General features: G+C 72.5%; 16 protein-coding genes and 1 pseudogene. 8 read left to right on the top strand and 9 right to left on the bottom strand.

Annotation, left to right across the window (positions count from 1 at the left end; translation table 11 throughout):
* Positions 1-404 (bottom strand): annotated as a pseudogene (locus tag B7P34_RS15075) (ATP-dependent helicase); the annotation flags it as partial.
* Between the two features lie 252 nt (positions 405-656).
* Here B7P34_RS15075 and B7P34_RS15070 point away from each other — a divergent pair.
* Both B7P34_RS15070 and B7P34_RS15065 read left to right on the top strand, forming a co-directional pair.
* Positions 657-1691 carry a fatty acid desaturase family protein gene (locus B7P34_RS15070; RefSeq protein WP_106676748.1) on the top strand — a complete coding sequence of 345 codons (1035 nt, stop codon included), beginning with the start codon at positions 657-659 and terminating at the stop codon, positions 1689-1691.
* Between the two features lie 67 nt (positions 1692-1758).
* Positions 1759-1941, top strand: a complete 183-nt coding sequence (locus B7P34_RS15065) for a hypothetical protein (protein WP_030364874.1) — start codon at positions 1759-1761, stop codon at positions 1939-1941.
* A gap of 45 nt (positions 1942-1986) precedes the next feature.
* On the opposite strand, the gene B7P34_RS15060 is transcribed toward B7P34_RS15065, so the two are convergent.
* From B7P34_RS15060 to B7P34_RS15050, 3 genes are read right to left on the bottom strand one after another with little or no spacing between them, the layout of a single operon-like run.
* Positions 1987-3003: a TolB family protein gene (locus B7P34_RS15060; protein ID WP_106676746.1), complete on the bottom strand. Its 1017-nt coding sequence runs from the start codon at positions 3001-3003 to the stop codon at positions 1987-1989.
* 13 nt (positions 3004-3016) lie between these two features.
* Positions 3017-4372, bottom strand: coding sequence for an MFS transporter (locus tag B7P34_RS15055; RefSeq protein WP_106676744.1), 1356 nt, complete (start codon positions 4370-4372; stop codon positions 3017-3019).
* Positions 4373-4374: 2 nt separating this feature from the next.
* Complete coding sequence (locus B7P34_RS15050; RefSeq protein WP_106676742.1) at positions 4375-5268, bottom strand: alkaline phosphatase family protein; 894 nt, start codon at positions 5266-5268, stop codon at positions 4375-4377.
* A 138-nt stretch (positions 5269-5406) separates the two neighbouring features.
* Between B7P34_RS15050 and B7P34_RS15045 the strand changes: the two genes are divergently transcribed.
* Positions 5407-5949: an MOSC domain-containing protein gene (locus B7P34_RS15045; RefSeq protein ID WP_106676740.1), complete on the top strand. Its 543-nt coding sequence runs from the start codon at positions 5407-5409 to the stop codon at positions 5947-5949.
* Positions 5950-5968: 19 nt separating this feature from the next.
* Here the strand turns inward: B7P34_RS15045 and B7P34_RS15040 are convergent, their stop codons facing one another.
* The gene (locus B7P34_RS15040; RefSeq protein WP_223267866.1) at positions 5969-6256 is read right to left on the bottom strand and encodes a hypothetical protein; all 288 of its coding nucleotides are present in this window, start codon (positions 6254-6256) and stop codon (positions 5969-5971) included.
* A gap of 101 nt (positions 6257-6357) precedes the next feature.
* On the opposite strand from B7P34_RS15040, the gene B7P34_RS15035 reads away from it, so the two are divergent.
* Positions 6358-7329, top strand: a complete 972-nt coding sequence (locus tag B7P34_RS15035; RefSeq protein ID WP_106676739.1) for an oxygenase MpaB family protein — start codon at positions 6358-6360, stop codon at positions 7327-7329.
* Here the strand turns inward: B7P34_RS15035 and B7P34_RS15030 are convergent.
* Positions 7312-7839, bottom strand: coding sequence for a PadR family transcriptional regulator (locus B7P34_RS15030; RefSeq protein ID WP_106676737.1), 528 nt, complete (start codon positions 7837-7839; stop codon positions 7312-7314). The two genes, B7P34_RS15035 and B7P34_RS15030, sit on opposite strands and share 18 nt — an antisense overlap.
* 137 nt (positions 7840-7976) lie before the next feature.
* On the opposite strand from B7P34_RS15030, the gene B7P34_RS15025 reads away from it, so the two are divergent.
* Positions 7977-8711, top strand: a complete 735-nt coding sequence (locus B7P34_RS15025; protein WP_223267865.1) for an alpha/beta fold hydrolase — start codon at positions 7977-7979, stop codon at positions 8709-8711.
* 27 nt (positions 8712-8738) lie between these two features.
* Here B7P34_RS15025 and B7P34_RS15020 read toward each other — a convergent pair whose 3' ends face one another.
* Complete coding sequence (locus B7P34_RS15020; RefSeq protein WP_106676735.1) at positions 8739-9392, bottom strand: class I SAM-dependent methyltransferase; 654 nt, start codon at positions 9390-9392, stop codon at positions 8739-8741.
* Between the two features lie 125 nt (positions 9393-9517).
* Here B7P34_RS15020 and B7P34_RS15015 point away from each other — a divergent pair, with 125 nt between their 5' ends.
* Entirely contained in the window at positions 9518-9940 is a 423-nt protein-coding gene (locus B7P34_RS15015; RefSeq protein WP_106676733.1) for a roadblock/LC7 domain-containing protein, read from the top strand.
* Positions 9941-10029: 89 nt separating this feature from the next.
* Positions 10030-10974: a DUF6397 family protein gene (locus tag B7P34_RS15010; RefSeq protein ID WP_146166823.1), complete on the top strand. Its 945-nt coding sequence runs from the start codon at positions 10030-10032 to the stop codon at positions 10972-10974.
* 30 nt (positions 10975-11004) lie between these two features.
* On the opposite strand, the gene B7P34_RS15005 is transcribed toward B7P34_RS15010, so the two are convergent.
* Together B7P34_RS15005 and B7P34_RS15000 are read right to left on the bottom strand one after the other, a co-directional pair.
* Positions 11005-11868, bottom strand: a complete 864-nt coding sequence (locus tag B7P34_RS15005; RefSeq protein ID WP_106676729.1) for an acyl-CoA thioesterase — start codon at positions 11866-11868, stop codon at positions 11005-11007.
* 49 nt (positions 11869-11917) lie between these two features.
* The gene (locus B7P34_RS15000; RefSeq protein ID WP_223267864.1) at positions 11918-14413 is read right to left on the bottom strand and encodes a DEAD/DEAH box helicase; all 2496 of its coding nucleotides are present in this window, start codon (positions 14411-14413) and stop codon (positions 11918-11920) included.
* A 153-nt stretch (positions 14414-14566) separates the two neighbouring features.
* On the opposite strand from B7P34_RS15000, the gene B7P34_RS14995 reads away from it, so the two are divergent.
* Positions 14567-15358 carry a metal-dependent hydrolase gene (locus B7P34_RS14995; RefSeq protein ID WP_106676725.1) on the top strand — a complete coding sequence of 264 codons (792 nt, stop codon included), beginning with the start codon at positions 14567-14569 and terminating at the stop codon, positions 15356-15358.
* Positions 15359-15380: the final 22 nt, after the last annotated feature.

Here is a 15380-nt window from a genome sequence, read left to right as displayed (position 1 = left end):
TGCAGGTCGTCGGCGGTGAGGGGGCCGACGCGCCACGCGTCGTGGTCGGTGGCCGACAGCCCGGGCAGCAGGCGGCCGCGCGCCGCCAGTTGCAGGGCGAGCACGGCGGCGGCGCCCCAGAAGGCGGCCGCCTCGTCGGCCCGCGCGGCCCGGGCGCGGGTGAGGACGGGCACGGCGTCGCGCACGGGCAGGACGGCGGCCCGCACGGTCGTCGTGGCGACGCCGTCGCCGTCCGCGACGGCGATGGTCAGGTCCTCGACGCCGCCCGGGGAGGCGGGCGGTTCGCTGCCGGGAAGCCAGAAGGCCACCCGCCCGGTGCGCGCGGGGTCACCGGGCAGGAAGACCGCGGAGCAGTGGGCGAGCCGGGAGATCTCGGAGGGTGTTGCGGCAGAGGGCGGTGTCACAGCGCTGCGCATTCCTCAAATTTGACTAGTCGGGGTCCGGAGCGGCCGAGGGTACAGGAAGCGCGCCACCGGCGAAGACCTCCGCGGCGTGAGCCGAGCCACAGCTCCGGACGAGACGGTGTACCCAAACCCCCGCCTCCGGAGGGGGGTTTGCCCCCGCAGGGGCCGGGTGGTGACGCCATGGCCCCGAGCGGGCCCCGATCCGTACGTTCTGTGAGGTCAGCCCAGTTATCCGACCGTCCGGAGACCCCCATGCCCCAGGCCGCCGTGCTGCCCGCGAAACCCGCTGCGGGCAGTGACTTCGCCCCCCTCCTCCGCCAGGTCCGGGACCAGGGCCTCCTCGAACGCCGCAGGGGCTGGTACGCGCGCAGCATCGCGGTGAACCTCGTGGCGCTCGCCGCCACGGCAGCCGGGATCGTGCTGAGCGGTGACTCCTGGCGGACGGTCCTGCTGGCCGTCCCCGCCGCCCTGTTCTGGGCCCGCACCGCCTTCGTCGGGCACGACAGCGGACACGCCCAGATAGCCGCCACCCGGCGCACGGGCCGGCTGATCGGCCTCCTCCACGCCGACCTCCTGCTGGGCATGAGCTACGCGTGGTGGAACGACAAGCACAACCGCCACCACGCCAACCCCAACCACGTCGACAAGGACCCCGACGTCGGTGTCGGCGCGCTCGTGTGGACACAGCGGCAGGCGGCACAGCGCCGGGGACGCGCCGTCCGGTGGCTCACCCGCAACCAGGCCCGCCTCTTCTTCCCCATGCTCCTGCTCGAAGGCATCAGCCTGAAGATCTCGAGCGTGCGCGACCTCGGGCGGCAGTCCGCGGCAGAACGGCGGACGGAAGCTGCGCTCCTCGCCCTCCACGTCGCCGGCTACGCAGGCCTGCTGCTCTCCTCGATGTCCCCCGGCAAGGCCGTCGTCTTCGCCCTCGTCCACCACGCCCTCTTCGGCCTCCACCTCGGCATGGTCTTCGCCCCCAACCACAAGGGCATGGAAATGCCCGGCCCGGGCGGCGAGCGCTGGGGGCACCTGCAGCGCCAGGTCCTCACCTCGCGCAACGTGCGCGGCGGGGCCGTCACGGACTGGCTCATGGGCGGCCTGAACTACCAGATCGAGCATCACCTCTTCCCGAACATGCCACGCCCCCACCTGCGCCTCGCCCGGCCGCTGGTCCGCGCGCACTGCCGCGCGTCGGGGCTGCCGTACACGGAGACTGGAATCGTCGACTCGTACCGCCAGGCGCTGCACCACATGCACGACGTGGGAACCCCGCTGCGGACCGGGTGAGGAACCGGGCCGGGCCCCCGGGCGTTCTCACGGACAGAGCGGCAGCCGTCGCGAAGGAGGCAGGAAAATGAGCAACAGGGCCAAGGTCGCCGCCGGAGGCGTGGCCGTCGGAGTCATCCTGCTGTGGCTGCTGCCCTTCTGGGCCGCCTTGCTGGTGATGGTCGGCGTGCCCGTCGGCGCGTATCTGCTGCTGGACCCTTCGCAGCGCAAGCGGCTGCGCCGGGTGTCGCGCAAGGAGCTCGGCCGCTGACGGCCGCGCGGGGCCGCGGGCAGCGGCCCCGCGGGGGGGCGGAGGTCAGCCGGTGAAGGCCGGGGCCAGCGCCGCGGCCATGGTGAGCCGCGGGCTGCCGGACCCGTCCGCCGGAACGGTCCACAGGTCCGATCCGTAGTCGCCGGGCAGCGCGTAGACGAGGGTGCCGCCGTCCCGCCAGACGGCCTGGTCGTCGATGTTGCGCCGCTCGGCCGTCGGGGTCTCGCGCTCCGTGCGCAGATCCAGGACGTACAACCGCCAGGGCGCGTCGTCGGACGCGCCCTCGACGCGTTTCTTGTAGGCGATGCGCGTCCCGTCGGGAGACAGGGACGGGCACTCCACATTGGTGTGCACGGCGCGCAGCGTTCGCTCCGTGCGGTCGCCGCGCACGAGATGGGTCCGCCCGCCCGTGGCGACGGTCGCGTAGAAGTGCGTGTCGTCGGCGAACGTGACGCCCCAGACGTTGGTGTCGACGGCCTTGTGCGGCCGGCCGTCCAGGGAGAACCGGTAGTCCTCCAGGTTGCGGTCCAGCGTCCAGGTGCGCAGGTCAAGGACGGAGGTCCGGGTGGAGAAGTTCGTACCCGCGTACGAGTCGCCGCTGACGAAGACGGTCCAGGCGACGGTACGGCCGCTGGGGGACACGCGGGCCCGGGTCGGTATGCCGGCCAGGTCGTAGTGGCGCAGCTCGCGCAGCCGGGCGTCCAGGACGACGGCGCGGTAGCCGTCCCGGAGGCCGCCGTGCACCGCCTGCAGGCAAATGCCTGTCCCGCCCGCCGAGTGGAAGCGCAGGCAGCGCACACCGGACGAGGTCCGCGGGCCCGAGGGGTCGGCGGCGGGCACCGAGGCGATCTCGTCCCGGTGAGGCCCCCAGGCCATGTTCCGGAAGACGCTCCGGCCGGGCGCGTCCAGGGTGACCTCGCCGCGGGCGACCCGGGGGTCACCGGGCCGTGCGCGGTCCTGCTCGGCGGCCCGCCCGGCAGCGTGCAGCGTGGCGGCCAGCGCGACGCCGCCGAGGACCAGGACGGCCACGAGCAGGATCAGGAGACGGTTTCTGCGGTTCACCGGGTTCGGTCCTTCATCGGGCCTGGTCCTTCGCGTTCTTCGTGCCCTGCGGGCTCTCCTTGTGCTCTGTGTCCTCCGTGTCTTCCGTGGCCTCCGTGCTCTCCGTGCTCTTCGGGCTTCTCGAAGGGCGCAGCAGCAGGGCGCTGACGGCCGCGGACACGGCCAGCCCGGCCGCGGCCGCCTCCAGCGCCGTGCGGTCGCCCCACGCGGCCCAGGCCGCGCCGAAGGCGATCGAGCAGGCGAAGCGAGCGGCCGCCTGCCCGGTCTGCACGACGGCGAGTCCGCTGCCGCGGACGGACGCGGGGACGGCACCGGCGGCGGCCGCGGCCAGCACGCCGTCCGTCGCGGCGTAGAAGCTCCCGTGCAGGGCGAGGGCGAGGCACGGCAGGGCGGGCGAGCCGCCGAGCGGGGCGGTGAGCAGTCCGTAGGCCCCCAGGAGCGCGAGGTGGCCGCAGAGGAACAGCCGTCGCCGCCCGAAGCGGTCGGCGACGGCGCCCAGGGGTACGGCCAAGAGCAGGAAGGCGCCGGCCGTGCCGAGCGGCAGCAACGGGAACCAGGTCTCGGACAGGTCCAGGCGCCTCTGCAGGGTGAGGTACAGGAACGAGTCGCTCACGGTGGTCAGCCCCAGCAGCACCGCGCATGCGGTCAGCCGGCGGATCTCAGGGCGGCGCGCCACTGCGCGCAGCGGAGCGCGCACCGCGGGCGCGCTGCGGTGGCCGGGGGCGCTCGTGCGGCCGGGCACGAACAACAGGAGGACGAGCACCCCGAGGGCGGCCGTGCAGCCGCTCACGGTGAACACGGCGTCGTAGCCGCCCGCCGCGGCGCGCAGGACGAGGAAGGCGACCAGGGGCCCGATCAGCGCGCCCGCGGTGTCCATCGCGCGGTGCACCCCGAAGGCCCGGCCCCGGGCGGCCGGGTCGCAGGCCAGCGAGATCATGGCGTCGCGCGGCGCGGTGCGCAGGCCCTTGCCCGTGCGGTCGGCGGCGAGCACCGCGCCGATCAGGGGCACGCTGTGCGCGAGGAGCAGCAGCGGCTTGCACAGGGCGGAGAGGCCGTAGCCGGCCGCGGCCACGGCCTTGTGGCCGCCCGCCCCCCGGTCCGAGAGCCTGCCGCCGGCGAGCCGGACGAGCGCGCTGACCCCGTTGTGGATGCCGTCCAGGAGGCCGAAGCCGAGCGGTGAGAGGCCGAGTTCGGCGACGAGGTAGAGCGGCAGGACGGCGGTGACCATCTCCGAGGAGACGTCGGTGACGAGGCTGACGGTGCCCAGGGTGAGCACCGTCGCGGGGACGGCGGCCCGCCGGCCGGAGGAGGGGGACCGGCCGGCGGTGTCGGGGACACCCGGTGCGGTGCGGCTGTCCGCGAGGTACACGGTCAGCTGTTCCAGATGCCGGTGATGTCCTGCGCGCTCTCCGCCCTGCCGGCGTGCGCGGTGCCGTACATGTCCTCGAGCGTGCGCAGGACGTCGTAGTGGTTGTAGGTGGTGCCGGACGCGGACCCCGGCTTGACGGGCTGTCCGTACAGGACGGTCGGGATGCGGTTGCCGCTGAGCCTGTTGTCCTCGTCGAAGGTGATGAGGAGCAGGCTGTTGTGCGACGCGGCCCAGTCCGCATAGCCCTTGAGGTTGTTCTTCAGCCAGGTGTCGCCTGTGCCGACAGAACAGTCGTGCATGTCGCTGCAGAGGTTCGGCACGACGAACGAGACGGTCGGCAGCTTGGTGTAGTCGCCGGGGAAGGCGGTCATGGTGTGCGCGGTGCTGGTCGGCACGTTGCTGAAGCCGAACCAGGGGTTGTGCTTCTGCGCGTACTTGCCGCTCTTGCAGGTGGTGGACCCCTCGGCGGGCAGGGACTCGTTGTAGCTCGCCCAGGTCCTGCCCGCGGCGGTCAGTTCGGAGGCGAGGTTGGGGGCGTCGCTGAAGCCGGGAGTGACACAGCTGTCGTCCGTGACGTCCTGGGTGTCGCCCGAGAAGAGGGCGTAGTAGTTGGGCTGGCTGGGGTGCGTCTCGGCGTAGGAGGCGGTCAGGCTCGCCCCACCCGAAGCGAGGGAGTTGATGTAGGGGGCGCCCCCGTTCCCCATGACCTGGTCGTAGGCGTGGTTCTCGAAGACCACGACCACTACGTGGTCGGGAGTGGGGACGGCCGCCGCCGCGGTGGAGTCCGGGACCCACAGGCCGAGGGAGGCGGCGGCGAGACCGAGGGCCGTGCCCAGGGCGCCGAGGTGGCGGCGGCGCGGCCGGCGCGGTCCGTGGGGGCTGGTGGTGGGGGACATACGGGCAACGTAGGACGCTACGAGTGTCATGTACACGCCTTCGAGGTGACGGCTTCGGGAACTGTCGGTGCCACCGGTTAGGCTCGGAGTCCGGCTGACGTACGCACGGGTGTGCGTGACCGAGGGGGAGGGCCTGCCGTGACGGGGACAGTGACTGCCGTGTGCCGCAGTGGTGAGCACACGTTCAGCAAGCCGGTGAGCGAGAGCATCACGCTCCTGGCAAAACTGGGGGTGGAAGGCGACGCCCATCTCGGCGTGACCGTGCAACACCGCTCGCGGGTCGCGCAGGACCCGACGCAGCCCAACCTCCGTCAGGTACACCTGATACACGAGGAGTTGTTCGCGGAGGTCGCCGAGGCGGGCTTCGCGGTCCGGCCGGGCGACCTGGGGGAGAACGTCACGACCAGCGGGATCGACCTGCTCGCGCTGCCGCGGGGCACCCGGCTGCACCTCGGCGACCGGGCGGTCGTCGAGGTGACGGGGCTGCGCAACCCGTGCTTGCAGATCGACGGCTTCCGCAAGGGGCTGCTCAGGCACGTCGTCGGCCGGGACGAGAACGGGGCGGTCGTCCGCAAGGGCGGCATCATGGGCGTCGTGCTCGAAGGCGGCGAGGTCCGGCCGGGAGACCCCGTACGCGCGGAGCTGCCCGACGGGCCGCACGTCCCGCTCGACCGCGTCTGAGCCGCGGCCGGCCCGCGGCTCAGGAGACCGGCAGGTTGAGCAGCTTGCGCGCCATGTGCTGCGGCGTCTCGTCGTGCTCCCGGGCGAGCGCCACGACCGCCCGGCACGCGAGCTCGTTCACACCGAAGCAGAGCGCCTCGGGGGAGACCCAGCGGGCCGCCTCGGCGCTTCTCTCGTGGTCGTCCTCGGCGCACGCCGCCACATATGTCGCGGCCGCCTCGAAGAGATTGTGCTGCCGCCGGGCGGGCGGCGGGGGCTCCGGCACCCGCCGGGCCTCCTCGATGTGCTTGCGGAGCTTGCCGAACACCGATCCTCACCTGCCTCCGCGAGCGTTCCGTGCCGTGGTCGTTCAAGTGTGCCCGCCGCCCGTAGAGTTGAACCTCCGACGAACGAAGGGGCGACCACCGCGTGAAGCGCTACGACCGGCTCAGGGCGATCCGGAGGCTGGACCCCGAACGGGACTTCCTCAGGATCTACCGGATCACGGCGACCCTGGAGTTCCCCTGGGACATCACCCGCGCTTTGGAACTCGCCCTCTACAGGACCTATGCGGTGCCCAGCATCGGCCGCCTGCTGGCCGGAACGGGCGAGTTCTCCGGCCGCCCGCAGAAGCGCTACGACGACACGGCCCTGCTGCTCGACACCGTCGTGGAGCACGGATTCGACAGCGAGAGCGGCCGGACCGCGATCCGTCGAATCAACCAGATGCACCGCAGCTATGACATCAGCAACGACGACATGCGCTACGTCCTGTGCACCTTCGTCGTCGTCCCGCGGAGGTGGGTGGACGCGTACGGCTGGCGAAGGCTCTCCGGGCACGAGCGGCAGGCGATCGCCGTGTACTACCGCACCCTGGGCAAGCACATGGGCATCCAGGACATCCCCGGCTCCTACGACGAGTTCGAGCGCTGCCTGGAGGAGTACGAGGCCGAGCACTTCGGCTGGGACGAGGGCGGCCGGCGCGTGTCCGACGCGACGCTCGACCTGATGGCCTCCTGGTACCCGCGCCCGCTCGCCCCGCTCGTGCGTGGCGCAAGCATGGCCCTGCTCGACGACCCCCTGCTGCGCGCGTTCCGCTACGAGCGGCCCCACCCCGCCACCCGGGCGCTGGTCCGGGGCGCCCTGCGGGCCCGGGGCAGGGCCGTGCGCCTGCTCCCGCCCCGCCGCACTCCCCACTACGTGCGCCAGAATCCCGAGATCAAGGGCTACCCCGACGGCTACGTCGTCGCGGAGCTGGGCACGTTCCCCGCCGGCCGCAGGGGCGCGGTCTGCCCCGTGCCGCACGAACGGCCCGCCACGGACCCCGCGACCGCCGGAACCGACGAGGCCTCCGGGGCCGCTCCGGACCCGGCAGGGAGGGGCTCAGACGCCGCGGAGTGAGCCGATCGTCTCGCGCAGCCAGGCCAGTTCCGCACGGCTGGTCGCGCGGGCGATGGTGAGGACTCCGCGCCGGAAGGGGTCCTCGATCTCCTCGGCCCGCAGCGGCCGGTCGCCGGAGTGGAAGAAGCTCGTCGGCTGCTGGAGGAAGGCGAGCCGCCGTTCCAGCACGGCGGCCTGCCCCGCCGGTTCGCCGAGGTGCCGCAGGAACGCGAGCACCGTGAACCAGCGGTTCTCGTCCGTGATGTCGCTCTCCGCCGGCTCCGCCAGCCGGTGGCGCAGTTCCTCGCGGCCGTGCTCCGTGAGGCTCAGCACGTGCCGGGGGGCGGCTCCGCAGCCGGGCCGCGTCTCGCGGGCCAGCAGCCCCGCCGACTCCAGCCGCTTGATCGCCGGATACAGCGACCCCTCCGCCACGGGCTTGACGTGTCCGGTGAGCGCGGCGATGCGTTTGCGCAGCTCGTATCCGTGCAGCGAAGCGTCGTAGAGGAAACCGAGGATGGCGAGTTCGAGCATGGCGGTATTCAACCCGACAGCTGCTGTACATCGCTATGGCGGTACATCGTGATCGATGTATGGTGATGATCCAGTACGAAATCGCTGGAGGGGAGAACGGCATGCGGCAGGCGGAGTTCGGATCCACGGGGGCCTGTGTGCGATGGACCGAGGCCGCCGGAGGCGGCCCGGCGCGGGTCTACCTCCACGGTCTGGGATCGGCCTCGGCCGTCTACCACGCGCACATCGCGGCCGCCTCCGCGCTCGCCGACCGGCGTTCGCTCTTCATCGACCTGCCGGGACACGGCATCAGCGACCGCCCCCTGGACTTCGGCTACACGCTGGAGGAGCACGCCGACGCCGTGGCCGCGGCCCTGCACTCGGCCGGGATCACGGGGGCCGAGGTCGTCGGCCACAGCATGGGCGGAGCGGTCGCCATCGTGCTCGCGGCACGGCGGCCCGAGCTGGTCTCCGGCCTCGTACTCGCCGAGGCGAACCTGGACCCCGACCCGCCCCGCACGGCCGGCAGCAGCGGCATCGCTTCCTACACGGAGGAAGGCTTCGTCCACGGCGGCGGCTTCACGGAGACGCTGCAGCGCGTGGGCCCGCTCTGGCGCGCGACGATGCGGCTCGCCGACCCCACCGCGCTCCACCGCAGCGCCGTCGGCCTGGTGCGGGGGACCCGGCCGACGATGCGCCGCATGCTGCAGGAACTGGCCATTCCGCGCACGTACCTGATGGGTGAGCTGAGCGGGGAACTCCCCGACCGCGAGGGACTGGAGGCCTCGGGTGTGGTCGTGGAGACCGTGCCCGGCGCCGGGCACAACATGATGTTCGACAACCCCGCCGCCTTCGTGGAGGCGGTCGCCGGGCAGTCCCTCCTCTCTTCGTAGGCCCTTCTTCCCGGCGCGCGCAGGCGCTCAGTCCCGGACCGCCCCGTTCTGCGCAGGGCGGTCCGAGCGGCTCGCGAGCGCCAGGAACCGCGTGTCCTCGTCCGTGTACGAGTCGAGGTGCCAGCCGCCGCTCGCCAGCAGAGGGCGCAGGTTGGGCTCGGCGCGCTCGTCGTCGGGCGTCACCTGGCGTCCGTGACGAGCTGCGAGCGCGGCCCGCCCGACGGGGTGGAAGAGCGCGAGCCGGCCGCCGGGCCGTACGACCCGGGCCAGCTCGGACAAACCCTCCACCAGGTCCGCCAGGTGCGAGACGAGCCCCGCGGCGAAGACGGCGTCGACCGAACCGTCGCGCAGCGGAAGCCTGGTGACGTCGGCCAGCAGCAGCCGGCCGGCCCGTTGCCGGCCGGCCCGCACGGCCGCCTCCAGCATCGCGGGCGTGAGGTCCGCACCGAGCACGACGCCCCGCGGGCCGACGGCCGCGCGCAGCGCCGGCAGCGCCCGGCCGGTGCCGCACCCCGCGTCCAGGACCACATCGCCCCGCCGCAGCCCGAGGTCGGCGACGGCGGCGTCGTAGGCCGGCCCGTCGCCGGGGAACCGGGCGTCCCAGTCGCGCGCCCGCACGCTGAAGAACTCCTGCACGTGGGCGGGATCGCGCCACTGGTCCTTGGTCGTTTCCTGTGCCATGTCCCCATCATGTGCCAACTTGTGCACGGAGACGTGCCGACGGGCCGGGACGGGTTGCCGACAGCACGCGGGTGAGCAAGGCTGGCACGGCAGTTACGGGGAAAAGTCGAACGGGGAGGCGGGACATGACAGTCGGCAAGGGGCTCGACTGGATGCTGGACGACCTGACCGAGCGCATCGAGCACATACGGCACGCACTGGTGCTCTCCAACGACGGACTGGTGACGGGGGCCAGCACGAGCCTGCAGCGCGAGGACGCCGAGCACCTGGCCGCCGTCGCGTCGGGGCTGCACAGCCTCGCCAAGGGCACGGGCCGGCAGTTCCGGGCCGGCCGGGTGCGGCAGACGATGGTCGAGTTCGACGAAGGCGTGCTGTTCGTGACGGCCGCGGGCGACGGCAGCTGCCTGTGCGTCCTCGGGGGAGCGGAGGCCGACATCGGCCAGATCGGGTACGAGATGACGCTGCTCGTCAACCGCGTCGGCGAGCACCTCGGCGTCGCGGCCCGGCAGCAGAGCGGGGCGGTGGGGGGCCCGGGCAGCCGCAGCTGACGGGAGGTTATCCACAGGCCGGAAACGCCGCCGTACTCCACCGCTATCGTCGTCACTGTCAGTGATCGGACGGTTTCGGGGGAGGTTTCATGGCAGTGCAGGAATGCCGGGAGCGGGGGACGGCGGCCACGGTGGCCTGTGGGACGGCGGCGCGGGAGCTGGGTCTCAAGCCCCGCGAATTCGAGCTCGCCGTGCAGCTGGGGCACGTGCGGACGGTGTCCGTCAGCGCCGGCGGCAGACCGCGGGTCGCCCGCGAGGAGATCGAACGGCTCCGGTCCGGTGCGGGATTCCCCGAATCGCTGCGCAACAGGCTGTGGGCCGTGGGCACGGCGGAGGCCGCCCAGTTGATGGGCGTCAGCCCCGCCCGCTTCGCCCGCCTCGCCAGAGCGGGCTGCTTCGCCCCCGTGAGGTTCTACGTCAATCGCTACCGCGCGGTGGTCTGGCACTATCTGGCGGCCGACCTCGTGGAGTTCGCCGACGCCAATCCGGAGCTCCTCAGCGGTCGCACGGACCCGGCGCTCCGCATGGAGCTGGAGGAGCGTGACGACCAGCGGGCCCGGAGCTGGCGCGCCCGGCGGCTCGGCCAGCTGACCGTGCTGACCGCGGACCCCTGGGAGCGCGCGGCGGCCGTCGCGGCCGTGCTCGCCCCCGACCAGCTGGCGGACGCCGTGCCCGACCCGTACGAGCGGGCGTACCTGAGCTTGCTGCGCCCGGATCTCGCCGGGATCCGCACGGACTCGGCCGCGGCGCGGGACGTCATCGAGCGGGTGACGCTCGCTGCCGACGCCGACGAGATCGGGCGCCACCGGGAGCGGCTCGCACGGGCCCTGGCCACCGCCCGAGCGGCGCGGCCGGCGCCGAAGCCCGACGGGTACGTGCCCGTGCCCCAGCCTTCCGCCGAGCCGGTTCCTGATCCGGCACCGGTACCGGAGCAGGAGCAGCGGGAAGAGGAGCGGGAGGCGCAGGCCGCGGAGGAACCGGCGGCGCCGGCGGGTCTGCGGGGGTGGCTCCGCAGGCTGCGCCGCATCGCGTGAACGCCCCGGAGGGGGCCGCTCGGGCGGCTCTCAGCCGACCTTGCGGAACAGCCCCTCCTGCATCACCGATACCAGCAGCCGGCCCTCGCGGTCGAAGATCTGGCCACGGGCCAGCCCCCTGGCACCCGTCGCGATCGGTGACTCCTGCTGGTAGAGGAACCACTCGTCGGCCTGGAAGGGCCGGTGGAACCACATCGCGTGGTCCAGCGAGGCCATGTCGAAGCCGCGCGGCCCCCACAGCGGCTCCACCGGGATGCGTACGGCGTCGAGGAGCGTCATGTCGCTCGCGTACGTGAGGGCGCACGTGTGCACGAGCGGGTCATCGCCCAGCGGCCCCAGCGCGCGCATCCACACGGCGCTGCGGGGCTCGGCATCCGCCAGCTCCTGCTGCGTCCAGCGCAGCCGGTCCACGTAGCGGATGTCGAAGGCCAGCCGGCGCTCCATGTGCCGCAGCGCGCTGGGCAGCTCGCCGAGGTGATCGCGGATCTCGTCGGCGAGCCGCGGCAGCTCCTCCGGAGCGGGCACGTCCGGCATGGCCACCTGGTGTTCGAAGCCCGGTTCGGGCTCGTGGAAGGAGGCGGTGAGATTGAAGATCGTCCGGCCCTGCTGGACGGCCACCACGCGCCGCGTGGTGAAGGAGCGCCCGTCGCGCACCCGCTCCACCTGGTACACGATCGGCACGCCCGGCCGCCCCGGGCGCAGGAAGTACGCGTGCAGCGAGTGGACCGGGCGGTCACCGTCGGTGGTCCGCCCGGCCGCGACCAGCGCCTGCCCGGCCACCTGCCCGCCGAAGACGCGCTGGAGCGACTCGTCGGGACTGCGGCCGCGGAAGATGTTCAGGTCGATCCGCTCCAGGTCGAGCAGACCCACCAGACGGTCGGTCGGTGTGGTCATCGGGCCTCCTTCGCTGCCGGGGCGGGCCGCGTGGGCCGCGCCTCGGAGGCTACAGCTGGCCGACCTCCAGGACGCGCACCACCGCGCGGCCCTCCTCGTCGGAGGCGGTGAGGTCCACCTCGGCCGTGATGCCCCAGTCGTGGTCGCCGTCGGGGTCGGCGAAGGTCTGCCGGACCCGCCACAGCCCGTCCTCCGGCTTCTCCTCGATGCGCAGCAGCTTCGGGCCGCGCGCGTCGGGGCCGGTCCCCAGGTCGTCGTACTCGTCCCAGTAGGCGTCCATGGCCTCGGCCCAGCGGTCCTCGTCCCAGCCGGAGTCGGCGTCCATCTCGCCCAGCTCGCCGACCTTGTCGAGGGCGGCCAGCTCGACCCGGCGGAAGAGCGCGTTGCGCACCAGCACCCGGAAGGCGCGGGCGTTCGCCGTGACCGGCTTGACCTGGTCGGCGCGGTCCTGGGCCTCCTCGGCCGACTCCTCCTCGGGGTTGGCCAGCTGCTCCCACTCGTCCAGCAGGCTGGAGTCGACCTGGCGCACCATCTCGCCCAGCCAGGCGATGAGGTCCTCGAAGTCCTCGGACTTCAGGTCGTCGGGGACGGTGTGGTCCAGAGCCTTGTACGCGCCGGCCAGGTAGCGCAGGACGATGCCCTCGGTGCGCGCCAGGTCGTAGAAGGAGGTGAACTCCGTGAAGGTCATGGCCCGCTCGTACATGTCGCGGATGACCGACTTCGGCGAGAGCGGGTGGTCGCCGACCCAGGGGTGGCTCTTGCGGTAGAGCCCGTAGGCGTGGGTCAGCAGCTCGTCCAGCGGCCTGGGGTAGGTCACGTCCATGAGCCGCTCCATGCGGTCCTCGTACTCGACGCCGTCCGCCTTCATCGCGGCGACGGCCTCGCCGCGCGCCTTGTTCTGCTGCGCCGCGAGGATCTGCCGCGGGTCGTCCAGCGTGGACTCCACGACCGAGACCATGTCCAGGGCGTAGGACGGCGACTCCGGGTCCAGGAGCTCGAAGGAGGCGAGCGCGAACGTCGACAGCGGCTGGTTGAGCGCGAAGTCCGACTGCAGGTCCACGGTCAGGCGGACGATGCGGCCCTCGGCGTCGGGCTCGTCGAGCCGCTCGACCACGCCGCCGTCCAGCAGGGAGCGGTAGATCGCGATGGCGCGGCGGATGTGCCGCAGCTGGTTCCTGCGCGGCTCGTGGTTGTCCTCCAGCAGGCGGCGCATCGCCTCGAAGGCGTTGCCCGGGCGCGCGATGACCGCGAGCAGCATGGCGTGGGTGACGCGGAAGCGCGAGGTCAGCTGCTCCGGCTCGGAGGCGATGAGCTTCTCGAAGGTGTTCTCCGTCCAGCCGACGAAGCCCTCGGGAGCCTTCTTGCGGACCACCTTGCGCCGCTTCTTGGGGTCGTCGCCGGCCTTCGCCAGGGCCTTCTCGTTCTCGATGACGTGGTCCGGGGCCTGGGCCACGACGAAGCCGGCCGTGTCGAAGCCGGCCCGGCCCGCGCGGCCCGCGATCTGGTGGAACTCCCGCGCCCGCAGCGTCCGCACCCGCTGGCCGTCGTACTTGGTGAGCGCGGTGAACAGCACCGTGCGGATCGGCACGTTGACGCCGACGCCGAGGGTGTCCGTGCCGCAGATGACCTTCAGCAGACCGGCCTGCGCCAGCCGTTCCACTAGGCGGCGGTACTTGGGCAGCATGCCCGCGTGGTGCACGCCGATGCCGTGCCGGACGTAGCGCGAGAGGTTCCGGCCGAACTTGGTGGTGAAGCGGAAATTGCCGATCAGCTTGGCGATCTCGTCCTTCTCCTCGCGCGAGCACATGTTGATGCTCATCAGCGCCTGCGCCCGCTCCACGGCCGCGGCCTGTGTGAAGTGCACGATGTAGACGGGCGCCTGGTGCGTCTGCAGCAGCTCGGTGAGGGTGTCGGTGAGCGGTGTCGACCGGTACTCGTAGGACAGCGGCACGGGCCGGGTCGCCGAGCGGACCACGGCGGTGGGCCGCCCCGTGCGCCGGGTCAGATCCTCCTCGAACCGGGACACATCGCCCAGAGTTGCCGACATCAGGATGAACTGCGCCTGGGGCAGTTCCAGCAGCGGGATCTGCCACGCCCAGCCCCGGTCCGGCTCCGCATAGAAGTGGAACTCGTCCATCACGACCTGGCCGATGTCGGCGTCCTTGCCGTCCCGCAGCGCGATGGAGGCGAGCACCTCGGCGGTGCAGCAGATGATGGGCGCGTCGGCGTTGACCGAGGCGTCGCCCGTCAGCATGCCGACGTTCTCCGTGCCGAAGATCTTGCACAGGTCGAAGAACTTCTCCGACACCAGCGCCTTGATCGGCGCGGTGTAGAAGGTCACCTGGTCGTTGGCCAGCGCGGTGAAGTGCGCCCCGGCCGCGACGAGGCTCTTGCCGGAGCCCGTGGGGGTCGAAAGGATCACGTTCGCCCCGGAGACCACCTCGATCAGCGCCTCCTCCTGCGCGGGGTACAGCGAGATGCCCCGCTCCTCGGCCCAGGTCGAGAAGGCTTCGAAGAGGGCATCGGGTTCGGCATGGCTAGGCATCTGATCGATAAGGGTCACCCCTCCATACTGCCTGGCCCCGGACCGGATCAGGGAACCGGCCGGTCCAAAGGTGATCATCCGGACGCTACGCTGAGTCGCCGACCCGGCGTCAGAACAGCGCACGCCGTCCGGCACGAGGAAGTGGGAACGACCATGATGGGACCGGCGCACTCGCTCTCGGGAGCGGCCGCCTGGCTGGGAGTGGGAGCGGCGACGGCCGCCGCGGGCGAGCCGATGCCCTGGCCGGTGCTCGTCGTCGGCGCCCTGATCTGCGCCGGAGCGGCACTCGCCCCTGACCTCGACCACAAGTCGGCGACGATATCGCGCGCCTTCGGCCCGGTATCCCGCGCGCTGTGCGGCGTCATCGACAAGCTGTCGCACTCCGTCTACAAGGCCACCCGCGGGCACGGCGACCCGCGCCGCAACGGCGGGCACCGCACGCTCACCCACACCTGGCTGTGGGCCGTCCTCATAGGCGCCGGCGCCTCGGCGCTGGCGGTCACGGGCGGCCGCTGGGCCGTCCTCGGCATCCTCTTCGTCCACCTCGTGCTCGCGGTCGAAGGGCTCCTGTGGCGTGCGGCCCGCACCTCCAGTGACGTCCTGGTGTGGCTCCTCGGAGCCACCAGCGCCTGGATACTGGCCGGCGTCCTGAACGAGCCGGGCAACGGCGCCGGCTGGCTCTTCTCCGAACCCGGCCAGGAGTACCTGTGGCTGGGCCTGCCGATCGTCCTCGGCGCCCTCGTGCACGACATCGGCGACGCTCTCACAGTCTCCGGCTGCCCGATCCTGTGGCCCATACCCGTCGGCCGCAAGCGCTGGTATCCGGTCGGACCGCCGAAGGCCATGCGCTTCCGGGCAGGCAGCTGGGTGGAGCTCAAGGTCCTCATGCCGGCGTTCCTCGTGCTCGGCGGCCTGGGCGGGCTCGGGGCCCTGGAGCTCATCTGACCCGGGGCGCCCCGGCCCGCCC

This window comes from Streptosporangium nondiastaticum, from assembly GCF_003011965.1.
GTDB lineage: Bacteria > Actinomycetota > Actinomycetes > Streptomycetales > Streptomycetaceae > Streptomyces > Streptomyces nondiastaticus.
This window is presented reverse-complemented; position numbering and strand designations above follow the sequence as displayed.

Excerpts from the sequence above, each read along its gene's own strand:
- B7P34_RS15070 (WP_106676748.1), top strand. The coding sequence starts at position 657 with ATGCCCCAGGCCGCCGTGCTGCCCGCGAAACCCGCTGCGGGCAGTGAC.
- B7P34_RS15065 (WP_030364874.1), top strand. The coding sequence starts at position 1,759 with ATGAGCAACAGGGCCAAGGTCGCCGCCGGAGGCGTGGCCGTCGGAGTC.
- B7P34_RS15050 (WP_106676742.1), bottom strand. The coding sequence starts at position 5,268 with ATGTCCCCCACCACCAGCCCCCACGGACCGCGCCGGCCGCGCCGCCGC.
- B7P34_RS15030 (WP_106676737.1), bottom strand. The coding sequence starts at position 7,839 with ATGCTCGAACTCGCCATCCTCGGTTTCCTCTACGACGCTTCGCTGCAC.
- B7P34_RS15020 (WP_106676735.1), bottom strand. The coding sequence starts at position 9,392 with ATGGCACAGGAAACGACCAAGGACCAGTGGCGCGATCCCGCCCACGTG.
- B7P34_RS15015 (WP_106676733.1), top strand. The coding sequence starts at position 9,518 with ATGACAGTCGGCAAGGGGCTCGACTGGATGCTGGACGACCTGACCGAG.
- B7P34_RS15010 (WP_146166823.1), top strand. The coding sequence starts at position 10,030 with ATGGCAGTGCAGGAATGCCGGGAGCGGGGGACGGCGGCCACGGTGGCC.
- B7P34_RS15005 (WP_106676729.1), bottom strand. The coding sequence starts at position 11,868 with ATGACCACACCGACCGACCGTCTGGTGGGTCTGCTCGACCTGGAGCGG.
- B7P34_RS15000 (WP_223267864.1), bottom strand. The coding sequence starts at position 14,413 with ATGCCTAGCCATGCCGAACCCGATGCCCTCTTCGAAGCCTTCTCGACC.
- B7P34_RS14995 (WP_106676725.1), top strand. The coding sequence starts at position 14,567 with ATGATGGGACCGGCGCACTCGCTCTCGGGAGCGGCCGCCTGGCTGGGA.